The organism is Vibrio glycogenivorans (assembly GCF_051660965.1).
Lineage (GTDB): Bacteria > Pseudomonadota > Gammaproteobacteria > Enterobacterales > Vibrionaceae > Vibrio.
The window spans coordinates 494,426-511,716 of the sequence record NZ_JBPVIS010000003.1 but is presented as its reverse complement, the minus strand read 5'-3'; the positions used below and the strand labels follow the sequence as shown (position 1 = coordinate 511,716).

Here is a 17,291-nt window from a genome sequence, read left to right as displayed (position 1 = left end):
CTAAGTAATTTCTACCGTAGGATGACGCTATCTCGTTGGAAGCGATAAATTACGTGTTGGTAATTTTCATTCAGTCATGTATTAATGCCAGCAAACCATATTGCTTAAGTTACTATTGACGTTTGATATCCAAATCTTCTTGTCTTAATAACTTGCTGGGATGTGGATATATAATAATACAATAGCAGCTAACACAATCAGTTCGAGTTAGGTTTGTGACCAAGGTAGAGTTGTGCTTGATTAATGTGATCGTTGTAGCATCGGGAGAAGCGGTTAATCTTACTGGTTATTTGAGTACATATTGAGTTAGTTCTGTGGGTTGGTGCGGTGTGTATAGACGGAATGACAATGAGAGTTATCGGGTGTTTTAGAAGATTAATCACATATTAATCAGTAATTTATTGTGGCTATATGTATCATTGAAGACATCATTTCTAAAACACTGCTGGTAAAGATATCAGATTTACTTTCATAGAATATGTTGAATTTTTAGACTGCACTCAAACATGATGTAACCGACTATTTTTGGCGTTGATCCAATCAAAAAATCACGGATACTGACAAAATTTAGCAGACCAGTGTGGTCGTAAAATATTATTATTGTGAGCTGGATCGAGATTGCGCTTAGCCTTCGACGCTTATTTGTTTAGGCATATGATGAAGTGACATCGATTGGCAAAATATATGTTTCACGAAATTTCATATTCAAAGTCAAAAAATGTGATCAGGTAAGTGCCGATTAAAAGTCGTTATTCTATTTGTTTGACCTATCCAGAGGGTATTCGTGTGGATATAGAATGGGTGTTAAGAGTGGTCATTGATATATTAACTCTGAAGTCAACATCTCGAGGCGGCTTAACTATATGCGTATTTAGTCATATTTATTGACTGCGATAGATGGTAAGAGTTGACAGAGTCCTATCGACTTACACATTGGCGCGGCTTGGTGACGCTCTTGGTCATTTTGAGCAAGGTAGGCTGCTACGTATGACTATCTGGCACTAATCAACAAAGTAACTCGATGCCATTAGCACATCGAGTTACATTGTTAGGGGCACAATTACGTGGTCAACGCGTTAGTGACTGAGTTTGTACAAGGTTCCGATGGTGAGTGCATTCTTTGGGTCGATACGCTTACTGATCGCCAGTAGCAACTCGGCGGTAGCAACGGAGTCGAGCAGCGCGTTGTGGGTCTGATATTCGGGTAACTCATAACGCCGACGTGAACCGGAGAGAGTAACGTCAATATCACTGTCTTGATTAATCGCTTTAGCAAGCTGCTTTTCAATCCGCATCGTATCGACCCAAACCAAGGGCAGCTTGTCGGATTGGTACTGCTTGTGCAAGTAGTGATTAAGAAAGCTTTCCTCAACAACACAGCCATGAGCGACGACGATCTTGCCAGCTGCGGCGGCAAAAAAGCGATCAATGGCTTCGTGTAACGAGACGCCTTCAGTCAGCATCTGTGGGGTGATATGGTTGATCACCGCAGTCTCAGGCTTGATCTGAGAGTCGCTGTTGATAAATAGGTGCTGACCAGTTGCTAGCTCGATTTTGTTGTTGGACATCTCAACCCAGCCTATTGAGAGGATAAGATCCTCGCTGCTGTCGAGCCCCGTCGTTTCGAAATCGAGAATAATAAAATCAAGCTCGCTGATGGCTGCACTGATCTCAGGGATATCAACCTCGAGGTTTTGCTTGATGCTGTCAGGTAACTGCTCAGCCTCAATATACTTGGTTCGTTTGCGACGTAGTTGCTCGAGGGGATGAAAGTAACGTAGGACAGACAGCATTAGCGGGCTCCAAAGCGTACTTTTGCCGCTTCTTGCAGATCTGCAATGATGCGGAAGGCATCTTTAAGGTGACCACGTTCAAAACTTCCGAAGCTATCCGGGTTGATATTATTGTCCGCCGCTTGTCCGGTTTTTAGCGCCTCGAGCTGATGATCAAAACGAACCGACAAAATGAATTGGTAGGCGCCAATAATATTCTTGTAAGAGTCTTCGCTGAGCGCGCCGTTTTCAAACGCGTGCTTAAACCGCTCATCAGTGGCGGAGACCTCACACTCAGAGGCAAGGCCATAAATACGAGCGAGATCGATGATCAAGTTGATAGCATAACGCTTGATATTCAATGTCTTTTTGTTCTCTCCCGACTTCTCCAGCACCAATTTGTTAAAGATACCCAGCGGCGGGTTGACGGAGACGGAGTCGTTAACCAACATGGCGAGGAACTCGCGGTTGTCACGAATATTCTGGTGCAACTCATCACGCAAGATGGTTTCAAACTCGCTATTGCCATAGATAGAACGGATCTCAAGAAACACACTGATATTGAGAAGGCGTTCGTACTCAGGGCTAGCAACCCATTTTTTGTAGTAGTTCTTCCAAACGCTGAGCGGTTGACACCATTTCGGCGTCGCCGCCATGTATTTGCCCGGACAGAGTGGGTAGCCACAGGTGTCTAAGCCATTAGAAACCATCATAGCCAAGTGATTGAAATAGATACGGTCATTCTCTGTCGCATCGTCAGCCAAAACGATAGCGCTGTCTTGGTCAGACAGCATGTGCACCTCATTACGTGCGTGCGAACCCGCGACAATCCAAGCAAACTCGCACGGTGGAGGGCCAAGCTTATCAATCGCAATTTGGATCAGGCGACGCACATACGCATCCATGATCATGGTCATGACCTTGCCAATGATCTCTGGCGACACGCGCCCTTCCACCAGGGCTTCAAAGATAGCCTGACGCTCAGAAGAGAACGCGGCGAGTGACGATACGCTTCCTGCGTATTTGATCTTTTCGATCAGGAAGATAGCTTGAACGCGATGGTTTTGTACCAGGTGGCTGGTGGTCAGTAAGCCAACCACTTTATTGTCTTTGACCAGCGGAAGGTTGCGAATGTTATTCTGCATCATCATAGAGGCGGCGTGCATCACCAAGTCGTCCGGTTTTACCGTGACGGGTTTGGGCGTCATCACGTTAACGATTGGGCTATCGACATCGGCGCGTTTGGCAATCACTCGCTTGGTCATATCTCGGTCAGTGATCAAGCCAACCAACTCGTCCCCCTCATACACCACTGCGCAGGGAGATCGCTGCACCAACATCTCGTTGGCCACTTCTTGAATCGATTGGTCAGAGTTGACGATAGCAACTCGCCCGCTCGCTACCTCTTCAACCCGGCGAATAAACAGCCCTTTCTCTTTGTTCGACCAAACCACATCCAGTGCAGATTTGAGTCGAACCTGTGCCTGTGAGGCAAAGTGCTCAGCGCACTCAGGATGAGTTTTGAACAATTTCTGCAGCGCAGAATGAGGAACGATATAAACTAGAGAGTTTTCAATCGCGGTGGCGTGGTACTCCTCGGAGTTGGCACGCTCTTGGGAGAGGAAAGTAAAACCAAACAGATCCTCTGGGCCAAGCCTAGCGCGCAATACCCCGTCCGCCTTGCGCTGCTCCATGGAACCGGTACGAATCACATACAGTGATTTTTTGGTGCCCTCTCCGGCGAGATCAACCGTCTCTCCTTTGGCGAGATAGGTTATTTCAATCTCAGAAGAAAGCTCACGTAAGGCGCGCTTGGGTACTTTATCAAATGGGTCTATCTGGCTGATAAACTCCACAATATTGGGTAGGAGGGAATCGTTCATTACGTGAGCTCATTTTATTTGTAGTATTTATTATTTTATCCGTGCTACCGGGTTTGTACATAGCAAAATTTGCGGCTTATCCCGCAGATTTGGTGATGTCAGAAACAAAAAACGCACGCCATTTGGGCGTGCGTTATGATCTAGGATTTAATCTGCGTCGTTTAGCTAACTTCTGGCAAACGGTGATTATCAGCGATCAAGTGTCGAGAAGAGGCAATTCTCGCCTTATCCGCATTACCGGCCATGATCGCATCGTAGATTTGACGGTGTTCATTGATACAGGTGCTGCCTTCCTCTGACGAGTGAGCAATGAAGTTAATGAACATGGTCGTTAAGATGTTACCAAATGGAAGGTAGAAGTCGTTACCCGTCGCATTGAAGATCAAGCTATGGAACTGGGTGTCCACTTCCATCCATTTCGCTTGGTCAAACTCGTCGGCCTCAGCCACTTCCACCATGCGCTGGAAGGTTTCTGAAAGCTCAATACGCTGCTCAGCCGTGGCGTTTTTTGCAGCTAACGCACACGCTTCCGGCTCAATGGCACGGCGCAGTCCCAAGAATTGGCCGCAGAATTGATCAGTATCCGCTAGGCCGTCCATCCACTCAATCAACTGTGGGTCAAGAAAGTTCCAGTAGGCTCGGTCAATTACGCGAGTACCGACTTTAGGCTTGGACTCAAGCAGACCTTTTGATGTCAATAGTTTAACCGCTTCGCGAAGAGCGGTACGGCTAATGCCAAATTGTTCGCACAGCGCCATTTCCCCTGGGAGAATAGAGCCTTCTGGTAGTTCTCCAGATAGGATGCCACGAGCGATTTCTCGAGCGACCTGAACGTGGAGACTGCGCTTTGAACCAGAGATTGAATTAAATGCGCTTGCCATAACTTTTCTTACTTCTATTTGCTTCGATTTAGTATTATTACTTATGTCTTATGTTATGAAGTATATCACTGGGTAAAGGGTGCACCAATAAATAACCAGTCACAGAGCAAACACAAGTGACAATGTGTGACGTATGGCTTGTATTGTGACTTCGGTTTGATTGATTAACAAGCGATTCAACGTAAAAACGTAGTTGCTCTCAAAAAATATCTTTCTATTTTATGAGAACTTGATGCGACACCATGGAGAATGGGCATTAATGAGGATGATCCGCTTCACACTATTAAGCAAAACTCAGGCCTGAACGTTAGTTAAGTCGTTTTTGAGACATGAAAAACTTGCAACGCAAATATCATATTGTATTATTATTGATGTATGCCTTATGAGTTAGGTTCAACAGTAAGTGCACTTAACTGCATATTTTTTATCGCATCGAATTTAAATGATTGTTATTCTCATTAAGTGACTATTTGTCGATATTCCTTCAATGCGGCTAAGCAAGTATTTATTCCACTGTTCACTGTGCGAACTGTATTTATAGCATTGATATTTATAAATATATTCGTGTGTAGTGGAGATTGGAATTGGTATTATTATTTTTTGGAGCATCAAATGGCAACTTTTTCTCTGGTCGAGAATTCCAGTCGCAAGATACATGTTCAGGTTGCCAGACAAATTTCACGTCAGATCCTGTCCGGTAAATTGAAAGAGGGTGAAAAGCTACCCAATGAAGTCGAGCTTTGTGAGGCGTTTGGCGTTAGCCGCACAGCCTTACGTGAGTCGACCAAACTACTGTCGGCAAAGGGACTAATCGAGTCTCGCCCAAAAGTGGGCACTACGGTAAGACCACGCTCGCAATGGCACTTTTTGGACCCTCAACTGCTGGGCTGGATCCAAGATCTGGAAGATACACAACCGTTTCTTTCTCAGTTCCTTGGCTTGCGTAAAGCGATTGAGCCAGAGGCGTGTGCGCTTGCCGCAACCAATGCCACCGCTGAGCAGCGAAAAAATCTCTCGGTGATTTTTCAAAAGATGTCGATGGCGGCGAGCTGTTTTGATTATGAAGAGTGGACGCTGAACGACCACCTTTTCCACCAGACAATCTTCTCCTCAACTGGTAATCAGTTTTATTTGCCGTTTGGTAATATTTTAGAGACAATTTTCAAGCAGTTCATTGATGAGTCAGCCGAAGGCGGACGATTCTGCTTGGATGAACACCGTGCTATTTATGAGGCGATTATGGCAGGCAAAGCAGACGAGGCGCGCTGTGCCTCAATGACCTTGCTCCATGATGAGAACCAACGATTAGCGAACGTGGTTAACAGCTAGCGGTTAAGTAATTGCTATATGAATTAATGCTTTATTAAGAACTGCTCCTTAGGGAGCAGTTCTTTTTTTCAACGACAAGGTACGCAATGTCCACCACTAAGTCTTACGTTAAGAAAAACCTCTCCTTAGCATGGCCGTTAGCCATGAATGCTCTACTTATGCAATCGATGCTAATGATTGATACCTTGCTTGTCTCGCCGTTAGGTGAGATCTCTCTAGCGGCATTAGGTATTGCTACCACTATTGTTGCGTTTGTGATAGGTATTCAGATGGCTCTGGCCAACGGCACCCAATTGGTGTTAAGCCGTGCAGTCGGGGCAGGGGTAAAGGCGTCGGTTAACCGTGGCTTTTGGGCTGGTATGGGGATTAACTTTCTCGTCGCGGTTTTGTTTTGGGCACTCATTCAGATCTTCGACGAGTCCTTGATTGGTCTTTTGACCGACAATGAGAGTTTGCTTGCAACTACACAAAACTATCTGTCGGTGGCCATCCACATAGTACTGCTCAATGCCATCACTCAAGTGATGATTGCACTATTTAATGCCGTCGGTCGAACCAAAGTTCCATTCAAGGGTTACTTGATTGAAATGCCGCTTAATGCCGGCGTATCTTTTGTGTTAATCCACGGGTTTGGCCAATTCTCCGGTTTTGGTGTCACCGGGGCAGCACTGGGCAGTTTGATTGCCATTGTCGTGCGTTTAGCCTTTTTATGGTGGTGTATGCGTATCGACCCGAACATTCAGGTGTCGACGCGTGAGCTGGATTCTTCGATGAAGCGCAACGTGATTAATCACTTCAAGGAGATATTCCCGGTTGCTGCCAATGTGACGATGCTGGCGGTGGGTGCCACTATCTACCAACTGCTGTATTCTCAGTTAAACATCAATGCGTATGTAGCAATCTCAGTGATGATGCCATGGATAAAAGCGGGCACTCAGTTTATTACAGCGTGGGCGCACTCGTCGGCAATCTCGCTTAGTCAGGCCATTGGCTCACGTGATCTTAAGGATCTTGATAAGAAGCTTAACGTGAGTATCGATATGGCGGTGGGGATCTCCGTGCTCTCCGCAGGCTTGTTCTTGCTGCTGAGCTATTTGATTCCAAGCATATACTCTGAGTTAGACGAGGCAACCTATGTTGCACTGGCCACCATCGCGCCGCTGTATATCTTCCTGCCGCTAGTGCGTGGCTACAACACCGTGCACGGCCATGCTCTGCGTGCATTGGGTAAGACTAAGGAAGTGTTCAAGGTGAACTTTACAGGGCAGTGGTTGGTATCTATCCCACTGTGCGCTGTGATCATCTTGGTTTTTGATGGCTCGATCTTTTGGGCATTTGCTGTCATGCCATTTGAAGAAATCGTAAAGATGCTGCCGTTTCGTCATCTTGCTCGTCAAGCCGTCAAAGAGTTCGACCAAGCCCAGGCTGATAAGCTGCTTTACGACTAAAGAAAGCTGTGAGGCGCGGGTAATAACTGTTGCTTATGATCGATATTAGTAGAACGAAATTTCCCCACTTGTCTGACTGGGATAGACTGCCAGCAACTTAACAAACTGATAGAGACACTCCCATGACACGCTTTACATCAACAATTAAAACCACTGTGGCAGCTTCAATGCTTGTTGTTTTGGCTGGTTGTTCTTCTCCAGCGTTTGACTCTGAGAACGAGAACGCAGGTCGCAACCGCGGCGCAGCTGGTGGTGCTCTTGTGGGCGCGACGGTTGGCGCTTTGGTGGGTGAGCCTGAGTTAGCAGTGAAAGGTGCGATTGCCGGTGGCGTTGCTGGCGGTGTAGCGGGCTCTGCCAAAGATTTGGAAGATGCACGCCAGACTGAGCGAGTACACGTAACTGCCGATGCAGTACGTCACGATAATCGCAGTGATGCTGAGCGCCGCGTTGCGGAATTGGAAGCGCAAATCCGCATCAAAGAACTAGAGCAAAAACTGGCTGAGATGGAGCAGCAGGCCAACCAAGAGCAGCCTGCAGGCTAATTTGGACTCTGGTTACAGCTCCGACAATAGTCTCAAGTTGCAGCCTATGAATAACCCGCCTAAACGGCGGGTTTCCTATTTGAAGACGATGGTATTCTGCACCATTCCAACGCCTTCGATCTCAACAGACACGACATCATTGTTGCTCAGTGCTTGCGTTCGACCTGGCGTTCCCATAAAAATCAAATCGCCAGGCTTGAGCGTAAAGTATCGACTCAGGTAGGCGACCACCTTCTCTGGGCTATGGATCATATTTCGCGTTGACTCTTGCTGTACGACCTTGCCATTCAAGCGAGTGGTTAACATCGCATTCTTGTAGTTTACACCGCGCGTTATGGTCCCTCCAATCGGGGCAAAGCCATCCGCGGCTTTGGCACGCATCCACTGCAAGTCGCTGCCTTGCCAGGTGCGCTCGGTGAGATCATTACCCACAGTGACGCCAAAAATATACTCGCTTGCTTGTTCAATTGAGACGTCCTTTGCTTCTTTGCCAATCACTAATACCAACTCACCCTCAAAATGCACGTTGGTCGCCTCTATGGGCAAGTTTGCAGGCTGTCCAGACAGCACCAAGGAGGAGGGCAGCTTGAGAAACATCGGCGGTGCCCCTTCCGCAGACGAGGCGAGGTGGCTGGCGAAGTTCATGCCGACAGCAAAGACTTTTTCTGGTGTGCTTGGCAAAAGTAACTGCACCGAATCGAGTTTGAGTGGCGGCCCGCTCTGAGAGAAATCACCAAACAGGTCGCCATCGAGTGGATAGACCCGTTGGCCGTCAAGTTGGCCGTACTGGATGGAGTTCTGATACTCAAAACGAATAAACTGCTCCGGCTCTGCTCCCACAGCGACGCTGTTCATTAGCGCAATAGTCCAAGCAAACCAATATCTCATGCTAAGATCCTTCTATCTATTAAGTAATTGGTTGAGTTATGAATATAGAGCATGTTCGGCTATTTGTTCGAATTGCGAGCACCCATAATATCAGTGCCGCCGGACAGGAGCTTGGCTTATCGGCAGCAGTATCCAGTGCCCATATCAACAAGCTAGAGGAATCTTTGGGTGTACGCTTGATCCATCGCACTACACGTAAGGTGTCATTGACAGAAGAGGGCGTTGCGTTTTTGCCTCACGCAGAGGAGGTCATTGCGAGCGTTGATGCCGCGCGAGCCTCGGTGGGGGCGGGTTGTGTTGTGCCAACTGGAACCTTGCGTGTGTCGGCCCCAGCATCATTTGGTCGTATGCACTTGATTGAGGCCTTCAAGGCCTTTATGTGCAAGTACCCTGGTTTGGCGATTGACTTTAGACTCTCCGACTCGATCGTTGATTTAGTGGAGGGTGGGTTTGATATCGCCATTCGCAATGCCGAATTGAAGGATTCTACGCTGGTAGCAAGAAAACTGGCTGAGGACCGACGTATTGTGTGTGCCGCGCCGGGTTACTTGGCGAAGTTTGGTAAACCCACTTCGCCCAGTGATCTACTCAACCATCAATTTGTTCGCCTAACAGGTGTTGAGAGCTTTCACTTCGATACACCGCAGGGAGTACAATTGATTAAACCCATGGGACAGTTCAAGGCGGACAACGGCGAGGCTGTACGTGATGCCTGTACCCATGGACTCGGCTTAACAGTCAGTTCAACATGGTGTGTCTACCAACATCTTCAAGATGGTCGACTCATCCAAGTGCTGGAGGATTTTCCGATGGTTAACAGCTCGGCGATATGGGCGGTTTACCCAAGCTCACGCTTGTTGGCACCGAAGGTACGCGCTTTTATTGACTTTTTCAGTGACTATTTCGGTTATCCAACCTACTGGGATAAGGTGGTAGCCTCTAGCACGGGTTTGTTGTGCAAATAGATCTGGAAATACGAATTGTTATCGTTTATATTGAGCGCAATTGATTTTTGCTCTATAAATAAAGGTAACCCATGTACGTATGCTTGTGTCACGGCATCTCAGACAAAAAAATCAGGAAACTGGCGATCGAGCAGGGTTTGCAAGACATACGCGAGATAAAGAAATGTACTGCATTGGGATCGCAGTGTGGTAAGTGCATTAGGCAAGCTAAGGAGATCTTGAGCGAGACACTAGATTACCAGTATAAAAAAGTCGGTTGATCCGCTGCGGCAGGACCGTGAAAAGTTAGAGTGCGAAAACGATACCGCTCCAAGAAACCTTCAAATTATATCTACTGATCCTCCATCATCAGTGGTCTTTTTTGACAGGACGCTCGTAGGTTCTAATCTTAATAGAGCCGAAGGGAGGGCATGTCATGAAAGGCGATCCAATCATTATTCAACACCTCAATCAAATCTTGGGCAACGAGCTCATCGCGATTAACCAGTATTTTTTGCACGCAAGAATGTACAAAGACTGGGGACTAAAGCACCTAGCCGACAAAGAGTACCATGAGTCCATCGATGAGATGAATCATGCTGATAAACTGATCGAGCGTATTTTGTTCCTTGAGGGGCTACCTAACCTACAAGATCTCGGTAAGTTGATGATTGGTGAAGATACGCGTGAAATGCTTGAGTGTGACCTTAAACTAGAGATGATCGCAATACCTGATCTGCGCAATGCGATTGCGTATGCCGAGGACGTGCGCGACTACGTGTCGAGAGATCTGTTCCAAGAAATACTAGAAGACGAGGAAGAGCACGTTGATTGGCTTGAGACACAGCTGGGCTTGATTGAAATGTCGGGTATCGAGAACTACCTACAAGCTCAATACGTTGACGAAGAATAGTCTACTGGGCGCGTCATAGCGCTGTTATTCTTTACCTGCCGAAAATGAAATTTAATACGCCTTCAATGCCATTTATGGTATTGAAGGTTGCAAAAGACCCTCTACACCCACTCCTCTCCATCACCTAATATATCTCTGTCAGCAGGGAAGCGGCCTTTTTTATCCGATACTGAACGTAAGGTGATTACTATGAAAAAGCTAACTGCATTCCTCATCTCTTCATTGTTGCTCGTACCGACTGCTTTTGCTGCTCAAGTCGACCAAGCTACCCCAGCACAAGGTGAACTCGAAAGCCGCCAACCGACTTATTTTGAGGATGAAATGAGAACAGGTGAGCGTTTCACGTATTTTGAAGACGAGATGAGAACGGGCGAGCGTTTTGCTTATTTTGAGGATGAAATGAGAACGGGTGAGCGCTTTGCTTACTTTGAAGACGAAATGAGAACGGGCGAACGCTTTGATGATTTTGAACAGCAAATGCGTACGAGTGAGCGTTATTCATAAGCAGATCTGTTTAGCTGAAGCATCCCTTCTCACCGAATGAGATAACTAGAGTATAAGACACGAATTTTCAGGGAATTAGCAAAAGTCTATTCCCTGATAGCCTTCCTAAGCGTATGCTAAACACAAACCCATCTCAGTGTTCTATCATGCGTCTACTTGATGATTTTTATATCTTTTGTAAGGTTGTAGAGCTTGGCAGCATGAAAAAAGCCAGCGAACAACTCGAAATTCCGCTGTCTACCGTGAGTCGTCGCATCAGTGGCCTAGAGGCTCATGTTGGAAGCCAGTTGTTTATCCGCTCAAAAACCAGCCTCAAACCCAGTAATGAAGGCACGAGTTACTATCAAAGGTTATCACCTCACTACCATAATCTTGCTGAAGAGATTGATAATATACAGCGCGATGAAAGTGATATTGCAGGTAAGGTCACCATTGATTGCACGCCTCTGGTTTATAACACTTTCCTCGCCCCCACGGTCACTCGCCTGTTAAAACAGTATCCCAAACTTAAAATCAAGTTTATCCCAGCGGTGGACACGTCGGTCTTACATCCTGATGCTGATCTCGGATTTATGGTTGGTGACTTACAAGACAGCAGTTTGGTAGCAAAGAAGCTGTTAGATTTTAGGGTAAAAGCAGTAGTGGCCAAGTCGCTTGCCCAAGAGGTAGGGGTGGTAACTACCTTATCTGAGCTGAAAAAACATAACTTCATTGGTCACCTTCAACATAGCTCGCTCAGCGGATACAACCGAGATACTGATCAAATGGACTCGGTTAACTTATATCCCAAGGTGGTGTTAGTCGATGCCCCTGGTGTGGTTGAGATGACTCGTTCTGGAATCGGGTTTAGTGTGGTGTCTGAGTATTATGCTGAGCCTTATCTCGCAAGTGGTGAGTTTGTTGAATGGTTGCCAAACTATGATCTTGGAAGCTATGGAATGCACTTGGTCTATCGTCACCGTGTTCTTAAGTCGAATGCGCAGAAAGTCGTGATGGTGGCTTTTGAAGAGGCGTTTAAAGCGCTTGAGATTGGTTAATCGTAAGGGAGCGATATCGCTCCCTCAGATACTTGAGGTGACTTAAGTCCCGTCCTCACCAAGCAAATGTTTGGATCACATTGTCCTTTGCCAGTGGGTTTTGTTTGATTGCAGACTCGATTCGCTGCAAGATTGCCGTTTGTGAGTCTGGTAAATAACCTCGTTGCGGCACGATGTTATTCCCATGATCGCCCCAGTAATAGGTATCAATGTTGAGGTGGCGCAATAGATATTGCTCTTCCTCGAGGATCTGCAATTGAGTTGGCAAGGTAAATTCACCACGCTCTAGTTCTTTCTCTAACTCACTGCCTGGTTGGATCGCCAGTGCCATCGGCGCAATCTGCTCAGGTTTGACCTCGTTCAGCAGTTTGGTGGTCTCCTCAATATGCTCTTTAGAGCGCTCGCGCCCACCCAAACCAAAAATAAATGACAACAGCACTGGGATCTCGGCAGCTTTAGCGCGCGACATTCCCTCAATCACGTGTTCTTGGGTCATGCGTTTTTTGATTTTGTCTAGCACCACGGGGTCACCAGACTCTAACCCAGCATAAACCAGGCTCAACCCTGCTTGCTTAAGTGCCTTTAGCTCTTCAACGGTTTTACGCCGAAAATCGTTCATCCCACCGTAAAGGGCAATATGCTGACACTCGGGAAAGGTTGTGCGGATCTTGCTCAGAACCTTTAATAGGTAATCGGTACGAGCCGCGAGCACGTTACCATCGGTTAAGAATAGGGATTCGACATGAGGATAGACGCGTCTCACTTGTTCGATATCAGCAAACACGTCTTCAAGGTCGCGAATCTGGAATCGCTTGTCATCAAACATAGTGCAGAACGTGCAAGTATTGATACTGCATCCAAGCGTGACCTGGATAAGTACACTATTGGCTTCTGGCCAAGGACGATAGATTTTGCCCTCGTATCTCATGATTAGACTCCTGGGCGACTGCCCGTTGTAGCAATTATTGATTGCCGCCATCCTATCAATCGATGATTGTTTTGATAATTTCGTTATTTAGAGAATGACTTTCTCACTTTCGTTGATAATTGAGCGATAAAAAAGCCAGCAATAGGAATTGCTGGCCTGAGGGCATAAGAGTTATATCGAGAAGAATCAGTTAGTTGAGTAGTGACTCAATGGTGTCTACCACTGCATCGACTTTGCTCGGGTTGAGTGCATCTGGGTGTGGATTGCTGATTCGGCCGATATCGTTGTCGAAGTAGTCACCGTGTGATTGACTAAACTCATCCGATGTTGCCAAGCGGGTAAGGATTGTCGCACCAATCGCCAAGTCACCGCCATTGACACCATAAGCGTCTTTGACCATTTTACTGCCAAGCATTGAAGCTGGGTTAACCGACATCACTAATGGGCCCTTGCCCTTGAGGGCCAAACCTAGCTTACGAGACCACATGGTGATCGCGAGCTTGCTCTGTGCATAGGCCGCACTGTCACCGAGCGCACTCTCGCCTCGCAGTGCTGGTAGCGAGACCGGAGCTTGTGCGGCAGACGAGAGGTTAATGACACGACTGTCCACCGATAACAATGGCATCAGTGCTTTGGTTAGTGCATAAGGTGCGAGTGTGTTGACAACAAATCGAATATCAAGGCCCTTATCGGTTGTCTTCACCGGGGTACTGTAGACACCAGCATTGTTAATGATCACATCGAGCGAGCTATGTTGTGTCTTTATTTGCTCAGCCAACTGCTGCACTTGCTCTAGGTCTGATAGGTCCGCGCGATAGGTTTCAATACTGCCTTTCTGACCACCCTGCAGCAAAATCTGTTTAGAGGCGTCCAGCTTATCTTGGCTTCGACCATGAATAAGTAGGTTGTGTCCAAGTGAATACAGCATTTGAGCTGCCTCTAAACCAATCCCATCTGTCGCACCAGTCAGTAAAATTGTTTTGCTCATCATTCAGTTCCGCTCCAAGTTCGTATTGCTCCAAAGCTTAGCTTAATATCACCGACATGATAATGCAGGGAATTCCGGACACAGTTTTATTGTTTTATTGATAATTCCCCGGAAGAGCAGAGGCGAGAGGCGAGAGGCGAGAGGCGAGAGGCGAGAGGCGAGAGGCGAGAGGCGAGAGGCGAGAAAAATTTTGCAACCTTGAGTTTTGTTGTCAAGTGTCTTTCCCCTCGAGCGAAGCGTACTCGCAGTGAAACGATCTCGATTCTCGCTTCTTTTTTAGCCATTCCAAGGCTAAAAAAGAGATCTGGATCACTTTAAGGTTGATAGCAATCGGTAAAATACTTCCCAATTGCGTTATTTGTAATACAATAAGACCCATAATGTAGTGCGGTGGTTCGTCGCTGAACTGAGCATTACCTTTCACTCACTCAATAGAGAACATCATTATGTCTAAAAAAATTGCATTTATCTCTGGTGCAACTGGTGGCATCGGCTTCCAGGTTGCGACTCGTCTTGGTAAAGATGGTTATACTGTAATTCTTAACGGTATCGAGAACGAGAAAGGTGCTAAGTGCGTTGCTGAGCTTGTAGAAGCGGGCATCGACGCTGAATACCGTGGCTTTGACGTTACTGACGAGCACGCAGTAACTGAAAACATCAATGCTATCGGTGAGAAATACGGCAAAATCGATGTTATCGTAAACAACGCTGGTGGCCTAGGTGGTCGTAGCTCAATCGAAGAGATGAGCACTGAGTTCTTCCGTAAGGTTATGGCTCTAAATCTAGACAGCGCATTCTTCGTGTCACGTGCTGCTATCCCATTCCTGAAGAAGTCTGACAACGCGTCAATCATCAACTTCACTTCTAACGCAGCTTGGAACGCAGGCGGCCCAGGTGCAGGTATCTACGGTACTTCTAAAGCAGCAGTACACACGCTAACTCGCGCACTAGCGAAAGAACTTGCTCCAGCTAACATCCGTGTTAACGCGGTATCTCCAGGTACTATCGATACTCCGTTCCACGCACAGATCAAAGAAACTAAGCCAGAAGTATTCGCTTCTTGGGCTAACAGCATCATGCTAGGTCGTCTGGGTCAACCAGAAGAAGTTGCATCAGCAATCTCTTTCCTAGTAAGCAAAGATGCGTCATTCATCACTGCTGAAACACTACAAATCGGTGGTGGCCAAGCTCTAGGTATCTAATCCCTACAGCTTGATAAAGCCGATTCTGAAAATTGAAAACCTGCTGATGCTCGCCGTCAGCAGGTTTTTTTTTGATAAACAACAGCTAGTAAAAGAAGGGGCGAGGTGCGAGGACGGGCTTCGCCCTACGGGGTACGAGGAGTCTTTCACGCGCGATATATTCCTCGCTACTCGGAACGAAGTGAAACCCGCCCCTCGAACCTATCTTTATCCGCCTCTGTGTTTATAAGGCTAGAGCATAACGCTCAACCTCAAAGTTATTACGCAACGTATTGCAATATGACTATGTTTGTATAGGGTAAAACCAAAAAGGGAAACCGCGATGAAGATCCTAATGTGTATCTTGATCTGCTTTTCATTCTCTTCATTTGTTGTGCAGGCGGGTGATGGACCTGGTACGCGCTGCCAATTGGAAGATGGAGGAATGATGATCTCTAACCTCGAGTTCTGTCCAAAGAACACGAAGCCGATTAAATAGTTAATCGAGTCAATCAATGCCCCTATAGCGACGTAAAGGGGCATTTTAAGAGCGCTAGAGCGGTGTAAGTCGGCTAGGCTACGTTCAGTGTCCGATGTGATGACAGGTCACGGCGGCGTAAAACCAGTCCAAGGCGAATCAGCATTGCGATGGCGGCTACGGTGAGACCTGTAACGATGCCAATCCAGAAGCCTTGCTCACCCATTGCAGGGCCAGCTAGGTCGGTGATGCCCAAGATAACGCCCATCGGTAGAGCGAGTCCCCAGTAAGAGGCAATAGCGAGCATCATCGGTACTTTAGTATCTTTATAACCACGCAGCGCACCATTGGCGGAGGTTTGCAGCGCATCACTAAACTGATAGATGGCGGTAAACATCAATAGGCTCATTGCGGTTGCACTGACGGCAGGGTCGCTGGTGTAAAGACGAACAATTTGCTCAGGAAACAGCAAGAACATCGCCACAGAGACCAGTGAGAGTAACCCAGCCGTAATAATGCCATATAGACTGCGCTCACGGGCATCGCGTTCTAGTTTGGCTCCGAGTGAGTGGCCGACACGAATCGTGATACCAAAAGATAAGCTCATTGGGATCATATAGGTCATGCTCGAGATATTGAGGGCAATTTGCGCCGCTGCAACGTTTTCTGCACCAATACGACCAATCAGGAGAGCAATAACAGCGAAGATGCTGCCACACACCGCGATGTTGGTACCTATAGGCACACCCAGAGATAGTAGGTGTTTGATTTCTTTCAGACGAGGTGTGATATCTGCAAAGTGTAGAATGTTTTTGTAGTGGTGATGATAACGAATATAACTCCACAGCATCGCTGACATAAGCCAGTAGACAAGGCTAGTCGCCCAGCCACAACCAACCGCACCCATTGCAGGGAAGCCAAGCTTGCCGTAGATAAGTACATAGTTGACCGGAATATTGATCAGCAAACCAATCACCGAAACTAACATCGGTGCTCGAGTATTGTTCATTCCCTCACAAAAGCCATTCAGGGTGTAAAAGAGGGCTATACCAGGGACGCCGATGGCCAATGCAACGACATAGTCGCCGGTGATTGGAATAATTTCGGCCGCGACGCCAATGGCATTAAGGAGTGTTTCACCGAGCAATAAATAAACGATCAGGATAGTGCTGACGAGTGCAGCGACCCACAGCATTTGAATAAATTCGATACGGATACTGTCAAGCTTTTGCGCACCGCGATGAAAAGCAACGACAGGCGTTAGCGCCATAATAATACCGCGCAATAAGAGGGATACAGGTACCCATAGACTTGCGCCAAGTGCAATTGCGGCAAGATCCGCTGCACTGACTTGACCGGCCATTGTCGTATCGACAAAGCCCATCGCTTGAGTCGCGAGTTGGGTAAGAATGATAGGGATTGAGAGGTGCAACAACGCACCCGATTCTTTAAAAAAGCGAGAAACTGAAGAGTTCTGATTTTTCATGGGGACAGTAAAAACACCTGTAGCAATACACGAGTGGATGCAGGATGGCGAGTGTGCATTCTAGGGTGTGCTCTTTGGAGCGGCGGTAA

At 47.0% G+C, this 17,291-nt stretch carries 17 protein-coding genes; 10 read left to right on the top strand and 7 right to left on the bottom strand.

The window, feature by feature from the left end; translation table 11 throughout:
* Nucleotides 1-1,076: 1,076 nt before the first annotated feature.
* The 3 genes from ACSTTG_RS10295 to ACSTTG_RS10285 form a co-directional block, all read right to left on the bottom strand.
* Complete coding sequence (locus ACSTTG_RS10295) at nucleotides 1,077-1,793, bottom strand: 3'-5' exonuclease (protein WP_438458479.1); 717 nt, start codon at nucleotides 1,791-1,793, stop codon at nucleotides 1,077-1,079.
* Nucleotides 1,793-3,655 carry a DUF294 nucleotidyltransferase-like domain-containing protein gene (locus ACSTTG_RS10290; protein WP_438458480.1) on the bottom strand — a complete coding sequence of 621 codons (1,863 nt, stop codon included), beginning with the start codon at nucleotides 3,653-3,655 and terminating at the stop codon, nucleotides 1,793-1,795. The genes ACSTTG_RS10295 and ACSTTG_RS10290 overlap by 1 nt, the downstream gene beginning before the upstream one ends.
* 161 nt (nucleotides 3,656-3,816) lie before the next feature.
* On the bottom strand, nucleotides 3,817-4,536 hold the full coding sequence (locus tag ACSTTG_RS10285) for a FadR/GntR family transcriptional regulator (RefSeq protein WP_438458481.1): 720 nt from the start codon (nucleotides 4,534-4,536) through the stop codon (nucleotides 3,817-3,819).
* 612 nt (nucleotides 4,537-5,148) lie between these two features.
* On the opposite strand from ACSTTG_RS10285, the gene ACSTTG_RS10280 reads away from it, so the two are divergent.
* The 3 genes from ACSTTG_RS10280 to ACSTTG_RS10270 all read left to right on the top strand — a co-directional run bounded on the left by ACSTTG_RS10280 (nucleotide 5,149) and on the right by ACSTTG_RS10270 (nucleotide 7,855).
* The gene (locus tag ACSTTG_RS10280) at nucleotides 5,149-5,865 is read left to right on the top strand and encodes a FadR/GntR family transcriptional regulator (protein WP_438458482.1); all 717 of its coding nucleotides are present in this window, start codon (nucleotides 5,149-5,151) and stop codon (nucleotides 5,863-5,865) included.
* A gap of 158 nt (nucleotides 5,866-6,023) precedes the next feature.
* Nucleotides 6,024-7,313 carry an MATE family efflux transporter gene (locus ACSTTG_RS10275; protein WP_438474800.1) on the top strand — a complete coding sequence of 430 codons (1,290 nt, stop codon included), beginning with the start codon at nucleotides 6,024-6,026 and terminating at the stop codon, nucleotides 7,311-7,313.
* A 122-nt stretch (nucleotides 7,314-7,435) separates the two neighbouring features.
* Nucleotides 7,436-7,855 carry a YMGG-like glycine zipper-containing protein gene (locus ACSTTG_RS10270; protein WP_438458483.1) on the top strand — a complete coding sequence of 140 codons (420 nt, stop codon included), beginning with the start codon at nucleotides 7,436-7,438 and terminating at the stop codon, nucleotides 7,853-7,855.
* A gap of 75 nt (nucleotides 7,856-7,930) precedes the next feature.
* Here the strand turns inward: ACSTTG_RS10270 and ACSTTG_RS10265 are convergent, their stop codons facing one another.
* Entirely contained in the window at nucleotides 7,931-8,743 is an 813-nt protein-coding gene (locus tag ACSTTG_RS10265) for a fumarylacetoacetate hydrolase family protein (RefSeq protein WP_438474734.1), read from the bottom strand.
* Nucleotides 8,744-8,781: 38 nt separating this feature from the next.
* Between ACSTTG_RS10265 and ACSTTG_RS10260 the strand changes: the two genes are divergently transcribed.
* The 5 genes from ACSTTG_RS10260 (at nucleotide 8,782) to ACSTTG_RS10240 (ending at nucleotide 12,141) form a co-directional block, all read left to right on the top strand.
* Entirely contained in the window at nucleotides 8,782-9,708 is a 927-nt protein-coding gene (locus tag ACSTTG_RS10260; RefSeq protein WP_438474732.1) for a LysR family transcriptional regulator, read from the top strand.
* Between the two features lie 71 nt (nucleotides 9,709-9,779).
* Nucleotides 9,780-9,968 carry a bacterioferritin-associated ferredoxin gene (locus ACSTTG_RS10255; protein ID WP_438474731.1) on the top strand — a complete coding sequence of 63 codons (189 nt, stop codon included), beginning with the start codon at nucleotides 9,780-9,782 and terminating at the stop codon, nucleotides 9,966-9,968.
* A gap of 155 nt (nucleotides 9,969-10,123) precedes the next feature.
* Nucleotides 10,124-10,600, top strand: a complete 477-nt coding sequence (bfr, locus tag ACSTTG_RS10250; protein ID WP_438458487.1) for a bacterioferritin — start codon at nucleotides 10,124-10,126, stop codon at nucleotides 10,598-10,600.
* Nucleotides 10,601-10,789: 189 nt separating this feature from the next.
* Nucleotides 10,790-11,104 (top strand): hypothetical protein, encoded by a 315-nt coding sequence (locus ACSTTG_RS10245; protein ID WP_438458488.1) that lies wholly within the window; start codon nucleotides 10,790-10,792, stop codon nucleotides 11,102-11,104.
* Between the two features lie 113 nt (nucleotides 11,105-11,217).
* Entirely contained in the window at nucleotides 11,218-12,141 is a 924-nt protein-coding gene (locus ACSTTG_RS10240) for a LysR family transcriptional regulator (protein ID WP_438474730.1), read from the top strand.
* Nucleotides 12,142-12,196: 55 nt separating this feature from the next.
* Here ACSTTG_RS10240 and ACSTTG_RS10235 read toward each other — a convergent pair whose 3' ends face one another.
* A complete protein-coding gene (locus tag ACSTTG_RS10235) occupies nucleotides 12,197-13,069 on the bottom strand; it encodes a B12-binding domain-containing radical SAM protein (RefSeq protein ID WP_438474729.1) in 873 nt (290 codons plus the stop codon).
* A gap of 190 nt (nucleotides 13,070-13,259) precedes the next feature.
* A complete protein-coding gene (locus ACSTTG_RS10230; protein ID WP_438458491.1) occupies nucleotides 13,260-14,057 on the bottom strand; it encodes an SDR family NAD(P)-dependent oxidoreductase in 798 nt (265 codons plus the stop codon).
* 446 nt (nucleotides 14,058-14,503) lie between these two features.
* Here ACSTTG_RS10230 and ACSTTG_RS10225 point away from each other — a divergent pair, with 446 nt between their 5' ends.
* Together ACSTTG_RS10225 and ACSTTG_RS10220 are read left to right on the top strand one after the other, a co-directional pair.
* Nucleotides 14,504-15,259 (top strand): SDR family NAD(P)-dependent oxidoreductase, encoded by a 756-nt coding sequence (locus ACSTTG_RS10225; protein ID WP_438458492.1) that lies wholly within the window; start codon nucleotides 14,504-14,506, stop codon nucleotides 15,257-15,259.
* Between the two features lie 322 nt (nucleotides 15,260-15,581).
* Nucleotides 15,582-15,737, top strand: a complete 156-nt coding sequence (locus ACSTTG_RS10220) for a hypothetical protein (protein ID WP_438458493.1) — start codon at nucleotides 15,582-15,584, stop codon at nucleotides 15,735-15,737.
* Between the two features lie 73 nt (nucleotides 15,738-15,810).
* Here the strand turns inward: ACSTTG_RS10220 and ACSTTG_RS10215 are convergent, their stop codons facing one another.
* On the bottom strand, nucleotides 15,811-17,202 hold the full coding sequence (locus tag ACSTTG_RS10215) for an MATE family efflux transporter (protein ID WP_438474728.1): 1,392 nt from the start codon (nucleotides 17,200-17,202) through the stop codon (nucleotides 15,811-15,813).
* Between the last annotated feature and the right edge of the window lie 89 nt (nucleotides 17,203-17,291).